This is a genomic window from Caldicellulosiruptor bescii DSM 6725, from assembly GCF_000022325.1.
Taxonomy (GTDB): Bacteria; Bacillota; Thermoanaerobacteria; order Caldicellulosiruptorales; family Caldicellulosiruptoraceae; genus Caldicellulosiruptor; species Caldicellulosiruptor bescii.
Map to the genome: position 1 here is coordinate 378,379 of NC_012034.1, position 22,793 is coordinate 401,171.

The 22,793-nt window shown below is 33.3% G+C and carries 10 protein-coding genes and 2 pseudogenes; 9 read left to right on the forward strand and 3 right to left on the reverse strand.

What is annotated here, in order from left to right:
* Positions 1-90 precede the first annotated feature (90 nt).
* Positions 91-267: pseudogene (locus ATHE_RS01620) on the forward strand (cysteine peptidase family C39 domain-containing protein); the annotation flags it as partial.
* Positions 268-578: 311 nt separating this feature from the next.
* On the opposite strand, the pseudogene ATHE_RS14180 reads toward ATHE_RS01620, so the two are convergent.
* The 3 genes and pseudogenes from ATHE_RS14180 to ATHE_RS01640 all read right to left on the reverse strand — a co-directional run bounded on the left by ATHE_RS14180 (position 579) and on the right by ATHE_RS01640 (position 4,640).
* Positions 579-1,803, reverse strand: a pseudogene (locus ATHE_RS14180) (IS256-like element ISCbe6 family transposase).
* A 928-nt stretch (positions 1,804-2,731) separates the two neighbouring features.
* Positions 2,732-3,280, reverse strand: coding sequence for a hypothetical protein (locus ATHE_RS01635; RefSeq protein WP_143287410.1), 549 nt, complete (start codon positions 3,278-3,280; stop codon positions 2,732-2,734).
* Between the two features lie 76 nt (positions 3,281-3,356).
* Positions 3,357-4,640 (reverse strand): AAA family ATPase, encoded by a 1,284-nt coding sequence (locus tag ATHE_RS01640; RefSeq protein ID WP_015906938.1) that lies wholly within the window; start codon positions 4,638-4,640, stop codon positions 3,357-3,359.
* A gap of 873 nt (positions 4,641-5,513) precedes the next feature.
* Here ATHE_RS01640 and ATHE_RS01645 point away from each other — a divergent pair.
* From ATHE_RS01645 to ATHE_RS01680, 8 genes are all read left to right on the forward strand, one after another.
* On the forward strand, positions 5,514-8,144 hold the full coding sequence (locus ATHE_RS01645; RefSeq protein ID WP_015906940.1) for a 3'-5' exonuclease: 2,631 nt from the start codon (positions 5,514-5,516) through the stop codon (positions 8,142-8,144).
* Between the two features lie 29 nt (positions 8,145-8,173).
* Positions 8,174-11,029, forward strand: coding sequence for a UvrD-helicase domain-containing protein (locus tag ATHE_RS01650; protein WP_015906941.1), 2,856 nt, complete (start codon positions 8,174-8,176; stop codon positions 11,027-11,029).
* Positions 11,030-11,153: 124 nt separating this feature from the next.
* Positions 11,154-11,849, forward strand: a complete 696-nt coding sequence (locus ATHE_RS01655) for an anaerobic ribonucleoside-triphosphate reductase activating protein (protein ID WP_015906942.1) — start codon at positions 11,154-11,156, stop codon at positions 11,847-11,849.
* A 45-nt stretch (positions 11,850-11,894) separates the two neighbouring features.
* Complete coding sequence (locus ATHE_RS01660; RefSeq protein ID WP_015906943.1) at positions 11,895-13,160, forward strand: MFS transporter; 1,266 nt, start codon at positions 11,895-11,897, stop codon at positions 13,158-13,160.
* A 106-nt stretch (positions 13,161-13,266) separates the two neighbouring features.
* Positions 13,267-14,250 carry a LacI family DNA-binding transcriptional regulator gene (locus ATHE_RS01665; RefSeq protein ID WP_015906944.1) on the forward strand — a complete coding sequence of 328 codons (984 nt, stop codon included), beginning with the start codon at positions 13,267-13,269 and terminating at the stop codon, positions 14,248-14,250.
* A gap of 96 nt (positions 14,251-14,346) precedes the next feature.
* Complete coding sequence (locus ATHE_RS01670; protein WP_015906945.1) at positions 14,347-15,390, forward strand: Gfo/Idh/MocA family protein; 1,044 nt, start codon at positions 14,347-14,349, stop codon at positions 15,388-15,390.
* 45 nt (positions 15,391-15,435) lie between these two features.
* Positions 15,436-16,374, forward strand: coding sequence for a sugar phosphate isomerase/epimerase family protein (locus tag ATHE_RS01675; RefSeq protein WP_015906946.1), 939 nt, complete (start codon positions 15,436-15,438; stop codon positions 16,372-16,374).
* A gap of 311 nt (positions 16,375-16,685) precedes the next feature.
* Positions 16,686-22,793, forward strand: a complete 6,108-nt coding sequence (locus ATHE_RS01680) for an RHS repeat-associated core domain-containing protein (protein ID WP_015906947.1) — start codon at positions 16,686-16,688, stop codon at positions 22,791-22,793.

Sequence of the window (22,793 nt, forward strand, 5' to 3'; positions counted from 1 at the left end):
GATGTTTACAGAAAAAATAGCTTGAGTACAAAACAGCCTAAATAAGAAAATAAAGAAGCAAATATATCAAAAATCAAGTGGGATGAAGAGATGAGGAAAAGATACTATTGTGTAAAGCAGCATGATATAACAGATTGTGCAGCAGCAAGCTTAGCAACAATTTGTTTGCAATATGGAAAAGAAGTATCGATAGCCAGAATAAGGCAGATGGCAGGTACAGACAGGTTTGGCACCACAGCATATGGAGTTGTAAAAGCGGCAAAGGAGAGACTTGTCAAGAATTTTGTGTTTCCACATCAATAGCGCATATTGTAGAGCTGTAATATATTGTAACTGCAAATTTTTGGGTGTGTAAATAATTTTGTGTATTTAAGATAAGCCGTCCTTCTTGGTAAGTAATCATTCAAAATTTAATTGCCGACTTTCTATTTTTTAGTATTACCATTTTAATATTTTTTATGCATAAGTTTTTAACTTCATGGAGAAAATTTAATACTGGGTTATATTATTCTTTCTTATTTGTTTTTTTAACTGCTTCTATAGAAGCAGTTAAAAAAAACGCGAACAAATGATTGCTTCTACTTTATATATTCTCTCAACCGCTCAGGATACATTATTAAAAGCTGGTTTAATATCATATCCCAGTTTCTGTATCTTTGCGTCCACTTTCTTACAACATTTTTAGTTGCAAGATAAAGCATCTTTTCTAAAGCTATATCATTTGGAAATACTGATTTTGACTTTGTAACTTTCCTAAACTGTCTGTGAACACCTTCTATAATGTTTGTTGTATAAATTATTCTTCTAATCTCTGGGGGAAACTTAAAAAACGAGGTCAGCATTTCCCAGTTGCTTTCCCAGCTTCTAAATGCATAAGGATATTGTTTCCCCCATTTCTCTTTTATTTGACAAAAATTCTCAAATGCCTCTTCTTCATTTGTTGCCTGGTATACTCTCTTGAAATCTTTTGAAAATTCTTTTATGTGTTTATACGAAACATACTTAAATGAATTTCTCAACTGGTGGATTATACATCTTTGAATATCACTCTTTGGAAACACTGCTTCTATTGCTTCTTTCAAACCAGTAAGACCATCAACACAAAACAGCAGGACTTCTTCTACTCCTCTTGTCTTTAAATCATTCAATCGACCTTGCCAGAATTTAGAACTTTCACTTTCTCCTATCCATATTCCTAAAACATCCTTATATCCCTCAATGTTAATCCCTAAAACAACATAGGTAGCTTTATTCACAATTTTACCCTCATCTTTTATCTTGTAGTGGATCGCGTCCATGAAAATAAACGGATATATCTTTTCCAATGGTCTATTTTGCCATTCTCTTATTCTATGGTACTATTTTTTCTGTAATTTTGCTTACCATCTCAGCAGATACTTCAATACCATAGATATCTTTTATTTGTTCATGAATATCTCTTGTTGTCATCCCTCTGGAATATAAAGCTATTATTTTATCTTCAATTTCAGAGATATCTCTTTTATATTTGGGAATTATCTTAGGTTCAAATTCACCTTCTCTGTCTCTTGGAATATCAATTTCCATCTCTCCAAATTTTGTTTTTACGGTTTTCTGAGTATATCCGTTTCGAGAGTTAGTAGTTTGTTTGTTTTTAATATCATATTTTTCATAACCCAGAGTTTCTTCAATTTCTGCTTCTAAAAAGCTTTGAAGTACATCTTTGAACAGGTCTTTTAAACTTTCGTAAATATCACTTACACTCTGAATATTATTTTTTCTTATAAACTCTAAGAGCTGCTCTTTTGTTAAAACATTCTCCATAACAAAAAACCTCCTTCTTGGATATTTTTGTTTATATTGTGATTCTTACCAAGAAGGAGGTTCTTATACTTTACACAAAATTATTTATAGTCTCGTTCTGAATGCCCACCTTTCACTTTTATCAAGCATGTATTTTACCTTTTCTCTGTCTTCAAACTTCTTGAAATATTCTATTAGAACCTCCTGACGTCTATCTTTTCTTTCAAAATATTTATTATCTTATCATTTAAAGGAGCTACGATTATGCATTGATATTTTATCCAGCCACAGCATGCCATTTAAATTCATCTATGCATATCATATGATTTCTAGTAACTCATTTTTACTTCTCCTAAACTAACTTTGTCAAACAATCTTATCGATATTGAATATTAATCACTAGCTTTTCAACATCTGTCAGGCTTACTATATTTCCTGATTGACTTGTTCTCCATGCTGCTAATCTATTTGTCCTTCTTTAATATTTGGGTAAAAAATCTACTTGTTTATAAAATCTCTTCTTACAAACTTTACAAATATATCTGCATTCTTTTTAATACGATTTAATACAATCTAAGTTTTCTTATTCAATATCGGTATTTCTTTAACTCTTTAAACTCTGTAGTTGTGAACTTTTGAAGTCTGGACTTTGCAATTAAAGCAGATATGAAATTTTGTATCAATTTTAAGTGAATTTCTACGTCGGTTGTAATTTACAGTATGTTCTCAATAATTACATCTTCAGGCTTTGAGAGTTTGGTAATATAATTACTGTTGAACACTTATTCAAGATACCTTCTTTTCTTTGATATTTTTTGTTCTTTTATCGATTATATTGTACCAGGTATTCAGAACAAGTGCTCTTTTTTTGTTTAACCACATCAACACTTATTTAGAGATTTTTATTTTATAAATTGTAATGACTAAGGCTGTAGAGAAACTATGTAGCTTATTTCTTGAAATTATCTTCTACCCCAAATATTTCTAATAATTTTTGAAGAGATTCGAACCTTTTCCTTATAATTATCTCTAAATCTAAACAATTTATTAAGTGTTCACATGAGTCGCCTTTTGTATATACTTTCCTGTATTTTTTAAATAACTCAGATATTTTATGAAAACCATCTTTCCCTTTTGGTATTTTAAAAGGGCCTTTGTAGTTTTTATCCAAATATTTATAGACACCTTCAAGATCGTCTAGAAACCAATCTTCTATCATTTTTTCTACTTTTATTGGACTTACATCTTTTATTCTCTTATATTTAATAAGAGCTTTCTTGACATATTCAAACTCTTTTTCATCAAAAGGCGGTTTTGGACTGAACTCAGATACATCTATATCAAAAGCAATAAACACAGTAAAACAATACTTTTTGAATTCATTTCTTTTCAAATATATGTTTTCCATTACTTTAATCGGCTTATCTCTGCATTTTCCAGCTCCTCTAACATTTAAAGGTCCTTCAATGACAACTTTTTTTGAACTCAATGAATACAAGTAATTTAACACTTTTTTGAAAAATATCTGATCTGTAATTCCCTCACAAAAAAACACAATCATATGTTCATTGCTTTTAATCATTATCTCTTACTCCTAGCATTTGCAAAAATTCTTCTTCTGGATTTATATACATCTCAAAGATATAATCACCTAAAGATATTCCCATTTCTCTAAGATTATTATAAATTTTATTGCGTTTACTCAAAGGTAATTTTTTGAATGTGGCAATTCCCTTATCATTAGGAACTGCCAAATAAATGTTATCAATATCTAAAAATTGTATCAAATATGGCGAATGACTAGTTATTATTATTTTACAATTATCACTCATATTTGACAAGACCATTAGCAATTTTTGTAGTAATTTGGGATGAATAGAATCCTCTAACTCTTCGAATCCAATCAATAGATAACCTTTTATATCAGCCAATATTAGTGATGTTAAAAAGGCCAAAATTCGCAAGGTTCCACGTGAAAGAGATAAAATATCTAAGGATTTTGTTAGGTTTTTTTCTTTTACGCGCATAATATAAATCTTATCTACAAATTCTTCATCTTTTAGCAGTCCTTTAAAAATATTTTGCGGTTTTACTTCAGCAACATCTAACTCTTCAATTGAGGGAAATATTTCTTTAAATGCATTCATAAGATATTCAAATTTTTCTGGGTAGTTCTTTTTTAAATCATATACTGTAGGTAAAATATCAAAGAGTACGGTTTCTTCTATTGTAAGTTTTGGCACATTACCTTTTGATGGAATTAGATGAAAAGAGAATTCAGGCAAAACTTTAGTTATCATTTCAATATTTAATTTGTTTATATCATTCACTATCTTATGATAAAAAAGCTCATCATCACTTTTCAACTTGTTAATTACTAAGTTATTGTTTTCAATCTTAATTTCTTTATCACACCTATCCTTAGGTGATGGTTTAATAAAAGCTTTATCTGAAGTTCGACGAATATATTCAGAATACCTTTTACCTTTTTCATTTGGTTTTATTTTAAGCCACTCTGCTGTGATTAAAGGCTTGATATCTTTAGATGGCCACATAAATTTATAACCATAATTTACTACCACTTCCTTTTCCACAAACGTTGTTTTAAATTCAATTTCATAATGAAATTCAGAATTTATCATATTTTTGTTAATAGGTATAAAAGATGGACGCTTCATAAAAAACGACTTTTCTATTTCATCACTTTTAATAAAATAATTACCAAACTCAAGTGCTTGCAAAAGATTTGATTTCCCATAACCATTTGGGCCGACAATGGCTGTTATTGGATGATTAAATTCAATAGTCGTATTTTCAATATTTTTGAATCCAGATATTGTTATCTTTAATATTTCCAATTTAAATTTCACCTCACGAAAAAATATATTTCACATTAAGATTATATAATAATTTTTTCCCCTATGCAAGTAAATTATACAAAAATTATTGTTGCACGATTCTTTAATATAGCTGTAAATTAAAAAGGAACTAATTAGATAAAACTGGATGTTATACCAATTATTTGCTTTGTGCTAATATTAAGAATTGTTGGGTTTACGTTTAGAAAACATCAACTTGAATTAATAAAACACAATCTTAATTCCTTACCATGAAATAAAAAAGTTGCTTTAAACAATATTTTGCGTAGGACAACTTTTGTTTTTTAAATAGATTAAATTTTTGTCAATATCGAAACAAAAATTTAATAGAAAACAATCCAAGCAGCCTTATGATGTTGCCAGATTATACAAATAAGAGTAAGAAAATTTTTCAGCATGATAATGGTAAATTTCCGTTAAATGTCAAATTATACATACTATCCAAAACCAGAAAACATTCTAGTCTTTCATAAAATCAAAGAGAGTGCTAAAAATTGGAGATAAGGTTACTACAATAAGTTTTCATTCTATTCGACATATTTCAATGTATTTTGACATAGAGTTTATGGTAAATTAAAAAAGTTGTTGAACAAAAAAAGATATGACCACTGAAGAGTAAAAATAGTTACAAATGAGATAAAAAATATTACCCTTGTGATAAAATATTAGTAAATTGCAAAAAGACAACAAACTACAAAAGGACAAATTGTAAAATTGAATGATTTTATAAATGTAGAAGAGCAAAATTTGCGAAACAAACTTTCAAAAATAGAACAAAAGGTAAACCTCTCAGAAGAAGAAAAAGTTAAATAAATTAAAAAATGTAAGTTATAGAGAGGAGAAACCTCAAAAATGAAAAAAGCATACCTTTTGCAAAAACTTAATTTAAGCCTTTTTGATGATGCAAAGCCTTATGAACTTATAATTCTTCCTCGACGCTTTGTTATAAATAAACTCAAAGAAAGGCTTGTTAAGAAAAACGGAGTTCTTTTTGATATTGATATATTTACATTTGATGATTTAATAACCCCTGGCAAAAATGAGGTGCTAAAGACACGGAGAGTAATCACAAGGGATCAAGAAGTTTTAATTATATTTCATCTTCTCAAAAGTATTTTCAAAGGGAAGACAAGCTTTGAAAATGTTTTGACATATGAGTTTACAAGCCAGGTCATATACCTTTTGAATTTGATGTTTTTAGAGTCAAAAGACTATTCTCGGGAAATTTTTGAAGTAGCTGAAAATTATAGTTTTATAAAAGAACTTTTTGAAAAGTACAAGGAATACCTTGACCAAAACAACCTTGTGAACTTTTCCTATCTTCAGGATTTAGCTATAAAATTTCTTGAAGAACACAAACTTGAACTTAAAAACTATAATGCTGCTAAGATAGCATTTTTTCCAGATTTTAGATGCGACCAAAAAAGGATACTAAGGCTTGTTGCGGAGAAAATAACTGATATAGAAGTTTTCATGCCATTTTTTGATGATATTGAGATCTGCATAGAAACTGCCAAGTTTTTAGAATCGCTTGGGTTTGACCTGGTATTTGGAATGAAGGAGCAAGGTTCAAAATGGGATTTTAACTCAAAATCTTCTCAGCTTAAAGTGTTTTCCTATCCAAATATAATCCTTGAAATAAACGCTCTTGTGAAAGAGATTAAAAAAGATGTGGCTGAGAAGAGAGTAAATTTTGACAAGATAGCAATTATACTGCCAAGTATGGAAAGGTATAGAGATGCTCTTGTACAAACATTTTCTGAGGAGATGCTGCCTGTAAATCTGAGTTATCAGAAAAGCCTTATAGAATTTGGATTTATCAGGTTTGTTTTAGAGCTTTTAGAGTTTTTAGGTGGAGAGTTTGATAAAAAGAATTTTGAAAGGATAATATCGCATAGATTTTTGAACACAGAAAATGCAGACTTTGAGATTTTGTTTTCAAAGATAAAAGATATTAGTATTCTAGAGTTTGAGCAGATAGAATTAGTGCTTGAAGAGCTGGAGTTTTTTGCAAATTTATATGCATTTGAAGATGTGATTGAAAACCTCACAAAGGTTCAGCGGGTTTTCAATAGACTAAAGAGAATAAAAAATGAATATGATAGATTGCCAAAACCATTTAGCAACTGGCTTGAAAATACTAGAAAAGTTTTTGAGAGATTAGGAATAACAAAACATGCCGAATTTGTAAATGACATTGAATTTGTAAAGGCTTTTTATCATTTGAATGAGATATTCAAAAAAGGCCAGGAAGATTTTAAAGAATTTGACTCTGATTTTACTTTTGAAGAGTTTTTGGATATTTTTAAAACAATTCTTTCTCAGAAGATGGTTGACGTTTCGATTAATATTTTAAGCGGCATTAATGTTCTCAGCATTCAGGATGTTCTGGGCGCTGATTATCAAAAAGTTTATCTGATTGGGCTTTCAGATGATATTTTGCCACGCTCAAATTCTGAAGGATTTTTACGAAACATGAGATTAAAAGAAGAGCTTATGCTTGATGAGATAAAGGATTTTGACTACATATTCCAAAAAGACCTTGTGCACTTTAGAAGCGTTTTAAACTCCTATGATGTGTATATGTCATATCCTCGTTACTACCAAACAGAGACAAACAAGAGCCCATTTTTGGAGTTAGAAGGTATTGAAGAAGTATCTGTTTTGAAAAGCTACATGCCAAGTGACGATAAGCTGACATACAGGGAGTATAAGTTTATAAAAAATGTAAATGCAAAGGATACTGAGAAAACTTGCAAAACTTCACAGGTTCCCGAGATTTTCCATATAAAAGATAGGGAACTTATCGAACTTGAAAGTTGTCCGTTAAAGTTTGCATTTAAAAAGTTTGACATTGATGAAATAGAAAAAGAAGAGAAACACTTTTTGTCAAATCTGCAGCTTTTGTTTTCATGTATCCAAAAGATGCTTTTAGGCAAATTGCCCGAAGAAGTTCTTGGTTTTTTGATTTCAAACATTCGATATACCCACAATGAACCTGTGAAAAAACTTGCAGCTTTGGACATCATCCAGATATCCTTAGAGATTGTAGAGAGAATGATTGAATATGGTGTCGAAGAATTTATCCCTCAAAATATGAAAGAAAGAGTGCTTGTAATAAAAAAGATGGTTGAAGGTATTGAACTTCAGCTATTTCCAAATTTTGTCGTCAAAGTGGATGATGAGGAAATATTTGGTTTTGTAAAGGCAAGGCGTGAGTCTAAAAATGAAGGTATTGATAAAATTTGGCTTGCAACTTACATCTTTGAGCTTGATAAGATTGCGGTTATTTATCTTTTCGAAGAGCCACGATTTGATATTTATGAAATTACTCATGCCCCTTTGGACAAGTTAAATGAACAGATTTTAAATGATATAAAAGAAAAAATACAAAAGCTTTCTAATATTGAAACTTACCAAAAGGAGCAGTCTTTTAAAAACTGTGTGTCATGTGAGTACAGCCATGTTTGTATTCTGTTTTAAAAACAAAAAGTTAGAGGGATGGTCGAAAGATGAGCAATATAATCATATATACTGCTTCTGCTGGCTGTGGCAAGACAGAAAGTATAGCAAACCTTTATATAGACCTCATAAATTCCCAAAAAGCTTTGCCAAGTGAAATTGTCTGCATAACGTATACAGAAAAGGCAGCAAGAGAGCTTAAAAACAGAATAATCTCAAAAGCAAAACAAAGAGGGCTTGATTTGCTCACAATTTCAAAGATTCAAAACTCTCATATTAAAACCATACACTCATTTTGTATGTATCTTTTAAGATTTTACTGGGCATGGGCGAAGGTTGACACAAACTTTAAAATTGTCCCTGAACAGAATAGGCTAATACTAAAGCTTGTGGACCATTATCTTTCAGTTTATCCTGAAACTTTGTGGAAACTGTCACATGAGAGGTTTTTCATTGAAGAGTATTTTCACTTCGCAGAAAGTATTGTACAGGAGTATTTTAATTCAGCAAAGTATGTTGAAAAAGCTTGCCACCTTGAAGATGAAATGTTTCATGTTTTCGATTACTTATCAGACAGGTTAAATGACCAGTTTTTAAAAGAACTCACATACGATTTGGTTTTGCATAGGACCTTTGAACTTTTAAGCATTCCAGAAGTAAATAGAGATGTAAAGAGCAGATTTAAATTCTTGATTGTTGACGAGTTTCAAGATTCAAACTTTTTACAAAAATCAATCTTTGAAAATATAGCTGAAAACATTTATTATGTTGGAGACAAAAAACAGTCCATTTACCGTTTTCAGGGTGCAGAGCCAGAGGTTTTTGATGAAGCAATGGAAAGCTGCAGCCAGGTTTTAGAGCTCTGTGAAAACTTTAGAACAAACTCTGAGCTTGGCAAAAAGATAGATATGATAAGCAGCATGCTTTTTCCAAACTACAAACCACTTTCTTATAAGCATCAAGCTGACGGATTTTTAAAGGTTGTGGAGATTGTAAATCCAACAAGAGAAGAGATTATTCAAAATGAAGCTATTTATGTTGCAAAAAAGATAAAAAAGATGGTTGAAAGTGGTTTTGAGATAAGTGTGGGTGGCAAGCCAAAAAGAAAGGTGAAATACTCTGACTTTGCAGTTCTGTCGCGAAAAATTCAAAACATTGCTCATATTTACAAAAGGGTGTTTGAGGATTATGATGTTCCACTTGATATTAACTTCAAAAGAGGGCTTTTGGAACAAAAAGAGATAGTGCCGCTTTTGGGCCTTCTTGAGATTTTGCAATATCCAGACAAAAAATCTGGGTACTTGAGACTTCTTGCAAATGACATATTTAAAGTGGACAGATTCACGCTTCTCTTTTGCGAGATGAGCAAAATAGAATGTTATGTTCCAGAAGATGTTTTAAAGTTCATTGCAAAACAGCGTGATAACCTGTTTGTCAAAAAGATTTCAGAGATTTTGTATGAGTTTGAAGACATGTTCGAATATAGCTACAAGGTCTACAAGTTTTTTGGCAAGTGTGCATACGAAAATGTCAGACTTTTTTATGACTTGGCAGAAGAGAGCAAAAGCTTTTCGATAGAAGACCTTTGCAGTTTTGTAAATTATCAAGGCGAAAGGTTTTCGAGCTTTTCTTCTTTTAATGACAGCGCAGTATTGCTTAGCATACATTCAGCAAAAGGACTCAGCTTTCCAATAGTGTTTTTGGTCGGACTTTGCGAAAGTACAGGGTACTTTCCGGGCAGAAGTCCAAAACTGAGAGGTTCTTATGACACAAGCACAAGAGAATATATAATTGCTCCTTTTTGGATGGAAAAAGAATACACAAGAATAAAGAATATATCAAAACAGCAGGAAAAAGAAGAACTTAAAAGGCTTTTTTATGTTGCCATAACAAGACCGATGGCAGGGCTTTTCATGATAAACTCAAGCTTAAGAGAAGCTATAAAGAAAAGAGGAGGAGTAAAGTCGTTTGGTGAAGAGGTGGGTTTGAATTACATTCTCGCAAAGGCAGAAGAGATTGGAATTGAAAAAGAAGTTGTGGAGATAAAAGACACTGAAGAAGATCTATCTAATGATTTTACTTGTAAACAGAAAAATACAATTAGCAGTGTATTACCTCTAATGATTCTGCCTGACGAGTTTGAAAATAGGTTTAAGTTTTTGTCACCCTCACACATAATGGATTTTAAAAGATGCCCTGCCATGTTTTCGTTAAAGTACATCATGGGTCTTCCAGTTTTTGATGAGCTGAGTTCAAGAGAGGAGATACAACAGAACGCAAAAGTACTTGGCACCACAGTGCACAGAGTTTTAGAGCTCACAAGCTTGAAAAATATTCAAAGCTTAGATAGCAACATTGCCTTAGCCGTGCTTGAAAATAACTTTGAGGATGAAAAGATTGTGAAAGAGCTTATTTTAAACTTTTTTGAAAGCCAGTTTGTAAAAGAAATCAAAGATAAAGTGATAAAAGAAGAAAGCGAACTCCCGTTTTATTTTAAACTTAGCAATCAAATGATATATGGCATAATTGACAAGGTGTACCATCTTGAAGATGAAGTTTTACTTGTTGATTTTAAAACAAACCTTCATTTTGATGATACAAAATTCAATATTTACATTCCCCAGCTTTTCATTTACACAAAAGCCATGAAAGAGAGATTTCCTTCCAAAAAGATTTTTTCTTCCATCTTCTGGTTAAGAGAAGGGAAAAAGTTTGACTATGAGCAAAAAGATGAACACCTTGAAAATGTAATTGATGTGATAAAAAAAATAAGAAATATCAGAACCAGAAAGGATGTACTTGAGCTTATTGAAGATTCTTTAGATAGAAATTGCAATGGCTGTGAATATGAATTTTACTGCAAGGATGAGCAAAATATTAAATTGGTAAGGAAAAAGCTTGAATAGATTTTCTTTTTTCCTTGTTTTTAAAAAATTAGAGGTTTGCAAAGAAAGGTGAAAAGAAGTTAAAATAAAATATGCACACTTTGCTTGAACTCTATCAAAAAACATTTAAAAGGAGATATAGAATATGCTTGTTGATTTTATGAAAATATCAACCGTTGACTATCCAAAAAAGATTGCAGCTACTTGTTTTTTCGGTGGCTGCAATTTTTCGTGTCCTTTTTGCTACAACTCAGAGCTTGTAAACTTCAAAGGAAAGTTTATGGATGACAGCATCTTTTTTGAGTATTTGGACAAAAGAAAAGGTATAGTTGACGCTGTTTGCATTACAGGTGGGGAACCAACCTTAAATGAAGAGTACTTAACTGAGTTTATAAAAAAAATAAAGCAAAAGAATCTTCTTGTCAAGCTTGACACAAACGGCTCTAAACCCGAGGTACTGCAAAGGCTTTTAGATGCTGGGCTTCTTGACTATGTTGCAATGGACGTAAAAGCCCCGCTTGAAAAGTACCCCCAGATCACAGGTTTTTCTGACGTTGACAAAATCAGAAGATCAATAGAGATATTGAAAAATTCAAATATTGATTATGAATTTAGAACAACAGTAAACAAAAACCTTCATACAGTTGAGGATATATTAAATATTGCAAGGCTTTTAAAATATAGCAGGCTTTATATCATAAAACCATATAAATACACACCTGAAGTTTTAGATGAAAAAGTAAGCGGAAACAAAGATTTAGAAATAGAGTACTTGCAGGAGATTTATAATCGTGCAAAACAGGAAGGTATTAACAATATCAAAATTGGTGGCAAAGTCTAAATTTTTTGCTATTTATAGCGGTTTTACACATACGAGGTGATTTTTATGACAAGGTTCAAGGCACAGCTGCAGCAGATTGTTTTAGCATTCAAAGAGATAAATCCAAACGCTAAAAAGATCCTATTTTTTGAGCCCGTTTTTACTATTCCATATGCTATGTTTATCATCTACTCCTCACTTTACATGACAAGAGTTGGAGTAAAGGATTACCAGATAGGACTGCTGTCAACAGTGTTGAACTTGGTGATGCTTATCACATCACCCTTTGCAGGAATGCTTGTGAACAGGTTTGGACGCAAAAAGGTTCTCCTCATTGGCGATTTTCTGTCGTGGTGCGTGTATGCATATATATTTTTCTTTGCCAAAGATTTTGCATGGTTTTTAATTGCTACCATCTTTAACGGACTTATGAGAATTCCTGAACTTGCATGGCGGCTTCTTTTAATGGAAGATGCAACCGAAAACGAAAGAGTTGCAATTTATTCTGTAACTGTATTTGTGTGGAATATGGGTAACCTTTTTGCGCCTGTGATGGGCGTCCTTGTTGCAAGGTTTGGCTTGATACCTGCAACTAAATGGACAGTCCTTGCGTTTGGGATTTTAGTAAATATACTAATTGTTGTAAGACATCTTGTTACATCTGAGAGTTCTGTGGGGCAAAAGCTTGTACAGGAAAATTCTGACAAAAATAATAATGGTTTTTCTGAGTGGTTTGACAGTTTAAAGTATATGTTCAGAAACGGACAGCTTCTTTTGATTGTGCTTGTAACAATATTTGGCAACGTTGCCCTGATATTCAGAGACACATATAAAAATATATATTTAAGCGAAGCTTTGCATTATCCAGATAGCATAATTTCGGTATTTCCAACACTGTGGAGTGCGGTAGCTCTCATATTTGTAATATTTTTAATTCCAAATTTAAAAGAACAAAAACATGATACTGTCCTTTTTTGGGGAATGTTTTCAATTACAGTTTCCAATGCATTGATTTTAGTTGCACCTCCTGGGACATTTGGCTTTATTTTGATGATAATTGTAACAGTGCTTGGCAGCATAGGGGCTGCAGTATATTATTCATTTGTTGATGCTATCTTGGCAAATTCTGTTGATGATGAAAGAAGAGCACATGTCCTGTCAATTACAATGTTTTTGATTTCTCTTTTTTCAATGCCAGTTGGTGCAATAGCCGGACAGTGTTATACCTTTTCAAAGAGTTTGCCTTTTGTGCTTGCTACAATCTTTACTCTCTTGTGCACAATTTTGATTTTTTTCAAGATAAGAATAAGAAGAGCCCAAAAAGAAAAGTAGCTCTGCAGTATTGCTTAAATATAATTCAAAATAATTACAAATGTTGCAAGAATATTGCCAAAGATATAAAATAAAAAACAGAAGTAAAAGTATCTGGGGGTGTAAAATGCCAACAGTCAAAGATGTTGCCCAAAGAGCTGGTGTTTCTGTTGCAACAGTTTCAAGGGTTCTCAATAACTCAGAAAAGGTCTCTGAACAGACGCGACAGAAGGTTTTAAAGGCAATAGAAGAGCTGGGATTTAAGCCTAACCTTCTTGCAAGAAATTTTAGAAAAGACAAGTCAAACTTAATATTAGTATTGCTTCCTACAATTGCAAATCACTATTTTGCACGTGTTGTAAAAGGCATTGAAGATACAGCGCGAAAGAATGGTTATGGTATACTTCTTTGTACAACACAAAACAGTCCTGAAATTGCAGCTGAGTATTTAAAGCTTATAGAAAGAAAACAGGTTGATGGTGCAATAATTGCATCTGCAAAGGTTGAGATTGATTTTTGCAAAGGACTTGATACAAGAAGGATTGTTCAGGCATGTGAGTTTTATCCTTTTTTGGACACATCATGTGTAGAAATAGACCATAAAAAAGCGTTTTACGACATTGTAGATTATCTTATTAAAAAAGGTAAAAGGAATATCTTATGTGCAATTGGAAACGAAGACATTCCTTCTGAATTTGAGAGGAAAGAAGGATACAGAAAAGCTCTTGAGGAAAATGGACTTCAGTTTAGAGAAGAGAATGTCATAAGATGCAGCTATGGTTGGACAGAGCTTTATGAGAAACTAAAAAATCTTTGCTGTCTTAAAAAATATGATGCAATTGCCTGTTCTTCAGATTTGATGGCAGTTGGGGCAATAAAGGCTGCCAAAGCTCTGGGGCTTAAAGTCCCTGATGAGTTTTCTGTGACAGGTTTTGACAATATAATGATGTCAAGGCTGTATGAGCCTTCAATCACAACAGTTGCACAGCCTATGTATTCAATAGGCGAAAAGGCAGCACAAATTTTAATTGATGCACTTGAAAGTCCAGGCGTTTTTGAAAAACAAAAAATAATACTTTCTCATGAAATAAAAACAAGGGAGTCTGCATAAGAAGGTTATTTTTTATTTTAAAACCATTGTAATTGATTACACTATGAGTTATAATATCATATGTAATCAATTACACAATTAAGGAGGCAGGGAAAATTGAAAAAGCTAAGACTTGCTATAATCGGATGCGGTTCAATCACAAAGCACAGGCATGCGCCGGAGGCAAAACAAAATCCCAATGTTGAGCTTGTTGCTGTATGTGACAAGAATTTAGACCATGCAAAAGCCATTGCAGAAAAATTTAAAGTTGGAAATGTCTATGATGATTATGAAAAGATGCTAAAAGAAATAAAACCTGATGCAGTAGTGGTTGCAACGCCAAATTATCTTCATGCCGATGCTACAATAAAAGCGTTAAAAGAGGGGGCTCATGTTCTTTGTGAAAAGCCAATGGCAACAACCGAAGATGAGTGCAGAATGATGGTAGAGACTGCAAAAGAGATGGGTAAGTTTTTGATGATTGCTCACAACCAAAGGTTAAATATAGCCCACAAAAAGGCAAAAGAGGTAATACAAAGCGGTGAGCTTGGGAAAGTGCTGAGTTTTAAAACAACCTTTGGTCATGGCGGACCTGAGAGTTGGAGCTCAGACAGGCCCGATACATGGTTTTTTCACAAAGAAGCAGCAAGCTTTGGAGCTATGGGCGACCTTGGCGTTCACAAGATTGACCTTATGAGATTTTTGCTTGGTGAGGAGTTTGTTGAGACAGCTGCGTTTGTTACAACTCTTTCCAAGAAGTATCCAAATGGCCAGCCAATTGACGTTGACGACAATGCAGTCTGCATTTTAAAGACACAGAGCGGCGCGATTGGAACGCTCACAGCTTCATGGACATACCCGGGAAGTGAGGATAACTCAACTGTAATCTACTGTGAGAAGGGTTCAATTACACTTTACGCAGATCCAAAATTTTCGATGATAATAAGATATGCAAACGGTCAAAAAGCATATTTTGAGCTTGACACAATGCAGACAAACGAAAGACAAACAAAATCAGGTGTGGTAGACGAATTTATTGATTGTATCTTGACAAACACACCACCAAGAATTTCTGGAGAAGAAGGTTTGAAGACCATGAAAGTTGTGTTTGCATGTTTTGAGTCAGCAAAAACTGGCAAGATTGTGAGGATTGATTATTAAGCATTGGTCCAAATTCTAAAGATGGAAAGGGGAGCTGACGATAGAATGAAACTTGGGTTTTTAACAGCCTGCCTGCCAAAACAAAGCCTTGAAAATCTTGTTGTGTGGGCAAAAAGCATTGGTTTTGAGATGCTGGAGGTTGCGTGCTGGCCTGTAAAAAATACAAGAGACTACTCTGGTACAACATTGGATGTTGCAAATCTTACAGAAGACCAAGCAGAAAGAATAAAAAAACTTTTTGAGCAGAACAATATGCAAATTTCTTCTCTTGCATACTATGACAACAACCTGCACCCTGACCTTGTGATAAGAAAATCTTACCATGATCATTTAAAAAAGGTTATTAATGCAGCAAATCTTCTTGGCGTCAAGTATGTTGGGACCTTTGTTGGGAGAAACTATAACAAGACAATCAAGGAAAACTTTGATGAGTTTGAGATTGTGTTTAAAGAGATTTTGGAGTATGCAAAGGAAAAAGGAGTTTCTATTATAATAGAAAACTGTCCTATGCCAGGCTGGAACCCAAACGGTGGATGGATGGGGACAATATCATATTCACCTGAACTTTGGGAAGAAATGTTTTCAAGGCTACCTTACGACAATTTTGGTTTGAACCTTGACCCGTCACACCTTCTTTGGCTTGGTATTAACCCTGTTTCGGTCATAAAAGAGTTCAAAGACAAAATATTCCATGTCCATGCAAAGGATACTCAGATTTTGAAAGACAAGCTCAATAAATATTCCATTTTTGGTAGCCAGATTCAAAGGAAAAATGAATGGGATATGGGATATTGGGTGTACAGAATGCCAGGTCGTGGCGAGATTGACTGGAAAGCATTTTTGAAAGAGCTAAAACAAAACGGCTATAACTTTGTTGTGAGTATAGAACATGAAGACCCAGAGTATGAAGGGACTGAAGAAAAAGTAAAAGAGGGATTGAAGCTTGGGTTTGAATATTTAAAGGATGTTATCACTAAAATATAACAACGTATATATTTTAACAACGTATACATTTTTGCGGTTGGCAAAGATTAGTTTTTGCCAACCTTCTTATTTATAATGCTTACTTAAGATATAAATTATAAAAATAGTTGACAGTTAAGAAAAATTAAAAGTATAATATTGTCAAAAAATACTATATAGACGAGGGGAGAAGATAGAATGAAAAAATAACAAAACAAGTTGTGTCATTGCTGCTTTTGTTATCTTTTTTAACCACTAATGTATTTTTTAATCTCACAGCCTTTGCTCAGCAGGTCAGCACAGTTCCTTCTGATCAGCAGAATTTTCTTCAGATGAGCGAGGAGGAATATAAAAATTATAAAAAAAGTCTTGCTCCACAAGTGTCGACAAAGTCAATCTCGCGCTTAACTACTTTTTCCACAAACTCAGCTTCTCTGTCAGCGTCAGTTCAAAATGCATCACAGCTTGTTGGAAATGATTTTATAGAGTATTTTTTACGTGGAGAAAATAATGATTTAAGGGGCCGTTTTACAATAGGAGCAAGAAAAGGTGATCCTTCAAATCCAAATGATGATGGTAAAATAATGCTTTATGGGCATCCCGATGCATGGTCAAGCTATACAACAATCAATATTGATGGTTCATACTTTATTTTCAATCCTTCATCCATTTCATACAGTGGAACCACTTCATTGTGCCAGCAAGTAGCAAATGATGTATATATTGTTCAAGAGCTTTCTATTGTCAAAAGTGCCACAACTCAAAGAGAAGATACTGTTCAGATAAAGTATAAAATAAAAAATAGTTCAACAGAAGCTAAAAATATTGGTCTTAGGATAATGCTTGACACAATGCTTGGAAGTAACGATGGAGCACCATTTAGAGTACCAGGGCTTGGAGCAGTTACTAACGAGATTGAACTTTCTGGTGATAATATACCCGAATATTATCAAGCCTTTGATACACTTACAAATCCCACTATAATAACTCAAGGGATATTTTATACAGATAAAGGAAATAGACCAGATAGAGTTCAATTTGCTCACTGGTCAAATTTGTATCGTACTCCATGGAATTACACAGTTAACCCAAATGTGAGGTTTTCTAATGGTACTTCATATGGTGGTGACAGTGCTGTTGCAATATATTGGGAAAATGAAATTCTTCTTCCTAATGAAGAAAAAGAGTTTGTAACATATTATGGTATAGGCGAATTTACACAGGAACTGAGACCACCTTTAGCGGTAAGTCTAACATCTGTAAGTGAAATTCAAGCAAATGAAAATGATTATTATCCAAATCCTTTTACTGTAACAGCTTATATAATGAACAATTCAAAAGTCCAGGTAAACAATGTAAAAGCAAAGATTGTATTACCTGACGGACTTGATATTGAAGAAGAAGCTGAAAAAACTATTGACAGTTTAAAGCCAGGAGAAGAACGTTTAGTTTCGTGGAAGGTATTCGTTGAACCGTTTCCTGAAGAAACCACGTTGACTTATTCTGTTGCAGTTGTGGCAGATAATGTTGAGGGTAAAGTTTTATCAAGAACAATAAAAATACCCTCCCATCCAGCTGGCGACCAGTTTTTATATCAAACTGGAATTGAGACCATTGAGAATGGCACAAGCTGTTTAGTAGGTGAGCCTGTAAATCCAGCGGTGGGTAATTTTGTAACAAGTTCTGATGATATTTCTATTGAGGGTAGTAACAAGATAGTATTTAGCAGATTTTATAATTCTATTGATTCATACAAGGGTATATTTGGCAATAATTGGAGATACTCATTTGATTTTAAACTTAAAAAAGTGGGTGAAAAACTAAGAGTATTCTTTAGTGATGGGCATGCAGAAGATTTTGTTTTTAATCAAGATATTAGCAAATATATATCAATTTTTGATAACAAAAAATTTATCACTAAAAACCAGAACGATTATATACTTGAACTCAATGGAGAGGTCAAATTCTATTTTAATTTGGACGGACAATTAATAGCAATAGAAGATGAAAATAGCAATAAAACAACTCTGGTTTATGAGGATGGTAGACTTGTAAAAATTGAATCTTTGATTGGATATTTAACCTTCCATTACAATACAGATGGATATGTGACAAAAGTTACTGATAACAATGGGCGTTTTGTTGAATATGGCTATGATAGGGACAGGTTAATTTGGTTTGCAGATGTTGAGGGGAACAAATACAGATATGAATATGACGAAAAAGGAAGACTTACAAAAATAATAAATCCGCTTGGAGTTTCAGAAGTAGTAAACGTATATGATGAAAAAGGAAGAGTAATTAGTCAGCAAACAGCAGACGGTAGCTTGCACACATTTATGTATGATGATGTTGCTCACACTACCACATATATTCAGCCAAATGGAGCTAAAATTGTTTATAAAAAAGATGGCAAATACAGGATATTCGAACAGGAATTTGAAGATGGAAAAGTTCAGTATGTCTTTGACGACAACAATCAGATAATTGGTTATATTGACAAGAATAACAACAGTTACAGGTACGAATATGATGAAAAAGGCAACCTAATAAAAGAAATTAATCCTCTTGGCTTTGTTACACAATTTGAATATGACAGTAGAGACAATTTAATAAAAATTAAAAATCCCGATGGAACTGCGATTACTTTTGAGTATGATGATAAAGGCAACGTGATATTAACAAGAGATGAAGTTGGAAGAGAAACCAAGGTAGAATATAACGAAAAGGGTCTTCCTAAAAGGGTTATTCTTCCAAATGGAGCAGTACAGGAGTTAGAATATGACGAGAAAGGAAACGTAACAAAAATAAAAGATCCATTGGGAAGTATAACCACTTATGAGTATGACACTTTCAACAGATTAATTGGGATGATTAAGCCCGAGGGTAATAAAACAGCATTTTCGTGGACAAAAGCAGGTTATATATCCTCAATAAAGTATCCTGACAATACGTCTCAAGAATTTGAATATGATGCTAAAGGCAATGTGACAAAAATAATTGACCAGCTTGGAAGACAAACAATTTACAAGTACAATGAAATTGGCAAGCTAAGTGAGATAACAGATGCGGTTGGTAGGGTGACAAAATTTGAATACGATAATATGTGGAATTTGAAGAAAATAATAAAACCGGATGGCACTTTTATAGAATATTCATATGATAACTTAAACAGGCTTGTTGCAGTGAAAGATGAAGAAGGATTTATTGTGAAGTACGAATACGACCCTAATGGTAATGTGACCAGAGTAGTAAGTAGCAGCGGGAAAGAGACCAAGTATGTTTATGATGCTCTTAACAGAGTTATAGAAGAAATTGACGCGAAAGGCAGAAGTACAAAATTCGAGTATACCTACGATGGCAAGATAAAGAAAATTATCGATGCGCAGGGAAATGTAACCGAATATGAGTACAATCCAGCAGGTGAACTTGTTGCTAAAAAAGATGCACAAGGGAACATTGTAAAATACAGCTATAATGCGCTTGGGCTAATTAGCACTGAAACTGACGAGGTTGGAGCAACAACACGCTATGAATACAATTTAAAAGGAAATTTAGTCAAGATAACCTTTGCAGACGGTTCAACAAACAGATTTGAATATGATAGAAATGGTAATTTGAAGAAATATATTGATGCCAATGGTCAGGTAACAGAGTATTACTATGATAACTGTGACAGATTAGTCATGACAAAAGATGCTCTTGGCAATACGAAGAGATATGAGTATACGCCAACAGGAAAACTGAGCGCAATTATTGATGCAAAGGGTAACAAGACCACATTTATATATGATGCTGTTGATAGACTTGTAGAGGTAATTTCGCCTGATGGTGCGCGGGAAATATTTGTTTATGATTCAAATGATAACGTAATAGAAATTCACAAATTTATGGGAGTAACAAAAGAGACGAGAGAAAGAATGAACAAAACAAAGGGTGAAAAGTATTCGGAGCAGTTGAAGGAAATAGTAATAAAGTACAAATACAATAAAAGAGGACAGTTGGTATCAGAGCAAGATGCGTTAGGCAATGTAAAAGTTTATACCTATGATGCAGATGGAAATTTAATTGAAAGTGTTGATAAGAACGGCAACACTACAAAGTATGAATATGATGCAGTGAACAATCTTTCAAAGATAACCTATGCAGATGGGAAAACTGTGGAGTTCAAGTATGATAATTTAGACAGGCTTGTTGAAGTAAATGATTGGTTAGGAAGCAAAAAGTATGAATATGATGTTTTGGGTAGGGTAACAAAAGTAGTTGATTACAAAGGCAGAGCATTTGAGTACAGTTACACCCAAAGAGGAGAAAAAGCTGCAATAAAATATCCTAACGGTCGATTGGTGCAGTACGAATATGACGCTATTGGCAGGTTAATAAAAGTTACAACTGATGGTAAAGAGACAAAGTACAAGTATGATGCTAAAGGTAATCTAATAGAAAAGATATTGCCAAATGGAGTAAGAAGTGTTTATGAATATGATGCGGTTTCACAGCTGACAAGACTTGCAAATTACGGTTCAAAATCTAAGATACTAAGTGAAATACTGTACAAGTATGATCCAAACGGGAACAAAATTTATGCAGAAAAGAGGATAAACGAAAGAGAGATAGGTAAATTAGCAGGAATAACTGAAGGAAAAGTATATTATGAGTATGATACACGCAATCAACTTATAAAAGTAAAAAGAGAAAATGGGTTTGAAGAGAGATATTTTTACGATACACTTGGCAACAGGGTAAGAAAAGAAGAGTATGCGGGAAGGATACTTGCAAATGTAATTGACTATAAATACGACGATGAACAGAGGTTATACGAAATAAAGGCCACAGGACTTATTGACTGCATAAAACTGCCAGAGATCAAAATGGAATATGACAGCGAAGGGAACTTAATAAGTATAAAATCTGGCAAGACAGAGATTGTAAGAAATACATTTGATGTTCGGGGAAGGCTTACAAAGGTAAATACAATATGGGGAATAGAAAGTTGGTACACATACGATTCATCAGGCAAGAGAGTAAGTAAAATAGTAGAGCTATCAAAATTTAGCAGAGATGTACTCAGGAAGTATCTGAATGAAGAAAGAGTTAGCAGAATTCAGGAAAGATGTGAAGAGTTAATAAATAGCAAAAAATACAGAGCAGAATATGAGTATGTATATGATGAGACAAGTGAAAATGACGATTTAGTAGCAATTAATACAAATTTTGGAGCAGAAGAAGAGTATATATATGGGAATGGTATAATAGGAGCAGAAGTAAAAGAGAGAGGAAAACTATATAGCTACTATTATCTAACAGACGACTTATTCAGCCCTCAGATAATCGTTGATGCGAGAGGCAAAGTAGAAGGATATAGAGCATATAGCGAATTTGGGGAAAAAGTAGTAGAGATAGGGAAAATAAGAGGGTTAGATGTAATAGGATTTACAGGATACAAAGAGGATAAAGAGAGCGGATATTTATATGCAACAGCAAGATATTATTTACCGCAGGTAGGCAGATTTATAAGCAAGGACAGGATATTTGGAGAGATAGCCGAGCTTACAAGTCAGAACCCATATGTATATTGTTTGAACAATCCGCTGATATATGTAGATCCGAGCGGAGAGCTAAGTGTAAGACAGATATTGTTGTTGGCAAAATCGTTTGCCGAGTCGTTTGTAAAGAAAGCAGCGCAGAAGATAGTAGAAGCAATAGGTGGATTATCGCTAAAGAATTTAGGGTTTTTCAAGGACATAGTAGTTGGTATAATAAAAGGTGTAATAAGACTTAGTGACATAGCAAGTGTATTAGCCGAGGGGTATTTTAAGGAGTATATAGAGCCTGTAGAGAGGTTAATAAATCTCAGTTCAGAAGTATTTGGAAGAGGAGTTGTATGTGACAGCAAGGTAATAGAGTATGGAAAATATTTAGGAATAGCCGTTTGCAACATAGTAGAGATAATAAGTGATTTTGCAACAGGCGGCACAGGAGTATTTGGCAAGGTAGCAGGAAAGTTAGTATCAGTTCTTGGCAAGGCAGGAAAAAGAGTCAGAGTTAAATTAGGGAAGATAGTAAAGAAATATGATGTTTTATGGGATTTGCCACCATATGGTGGGAAATACATTAACGGACGTTATTATACACAACATGCACTTGAAAGAATGGCTCCTGATATTCCTGAAGTAAGAGATTTTTTAGTGCAAAAATATCACAAAATAGCAACAGAAGAATGTGGTTATAAACCAGGAACAAAAGACTATATTGGTTTTATGAAGGACAAAGTTAATCCTAGAGGTATACCGCCAATGGTGGTTGAGAATGCGATAAGGCATGGGAAAAGGCAGCCTGGGAAAAATCCAGGAACGTGGGATTATATAACTTCTGATGTAAAAGTAGTTGTAAATGAGAGAGGAGATGTTGTAACAGTTCACAAAATAAGGGGGAAATAG

Excerpts from the sequence above, each read along its gene's own strand:
- ATHE_RS01645 (WP_015906940.1), top strand. The coding sequence starts at position 5,514 with ATGAAAAAAGCATACCTTTTGCAAAAACTTAATTTAAGCCTTTTTGAT.
- ATHE_RS01650 (WP_015906941.1), top strand. The coding sequence starts at position 8,174 with ATGAGCAATATAATCATATATACTGCTTCTGCTGGCTGTGGCAAGACA.
- ATHE_RS01655 (WP_015906942.1), top strand. The coding sequence starts at position 11,154 with ATGCTTGTTGATTTTATGAAAATATCAACCGTTGACTATCCAAAAAAG.
- ATHE_RS01660 (WP_015906943.1), top strand. The coding sequence starts at position 11,895 with ATGACAAGGTTCAAGGCACAGCTGCAGCAGATTGTTTTAGCATTCAAA.
- ATHE_RS01665 (WP_015906944.1), top strand. The coding sequence starts at position 13,267 with ATGCCAACAGTCAAAGATGTTGCCCAAAGAGCTGGTGTTTCTGTTGCA.
- ATHE_RS01675 (WP_015906946.1), top strand. The coding sequence starts at position 15,436 with ATGAAACTTGGGTTTTTAACAGCCTGCCTGCCAAAACAAAGCCTTGAA.
- ATHE_RS01680 (WP_015906947.1), top strand. The coding sequence starts at position 16,686 with ATGAGCGAGGAGGAATATAAAAATTATAAAAAAAGTCTTGCTCCACAA.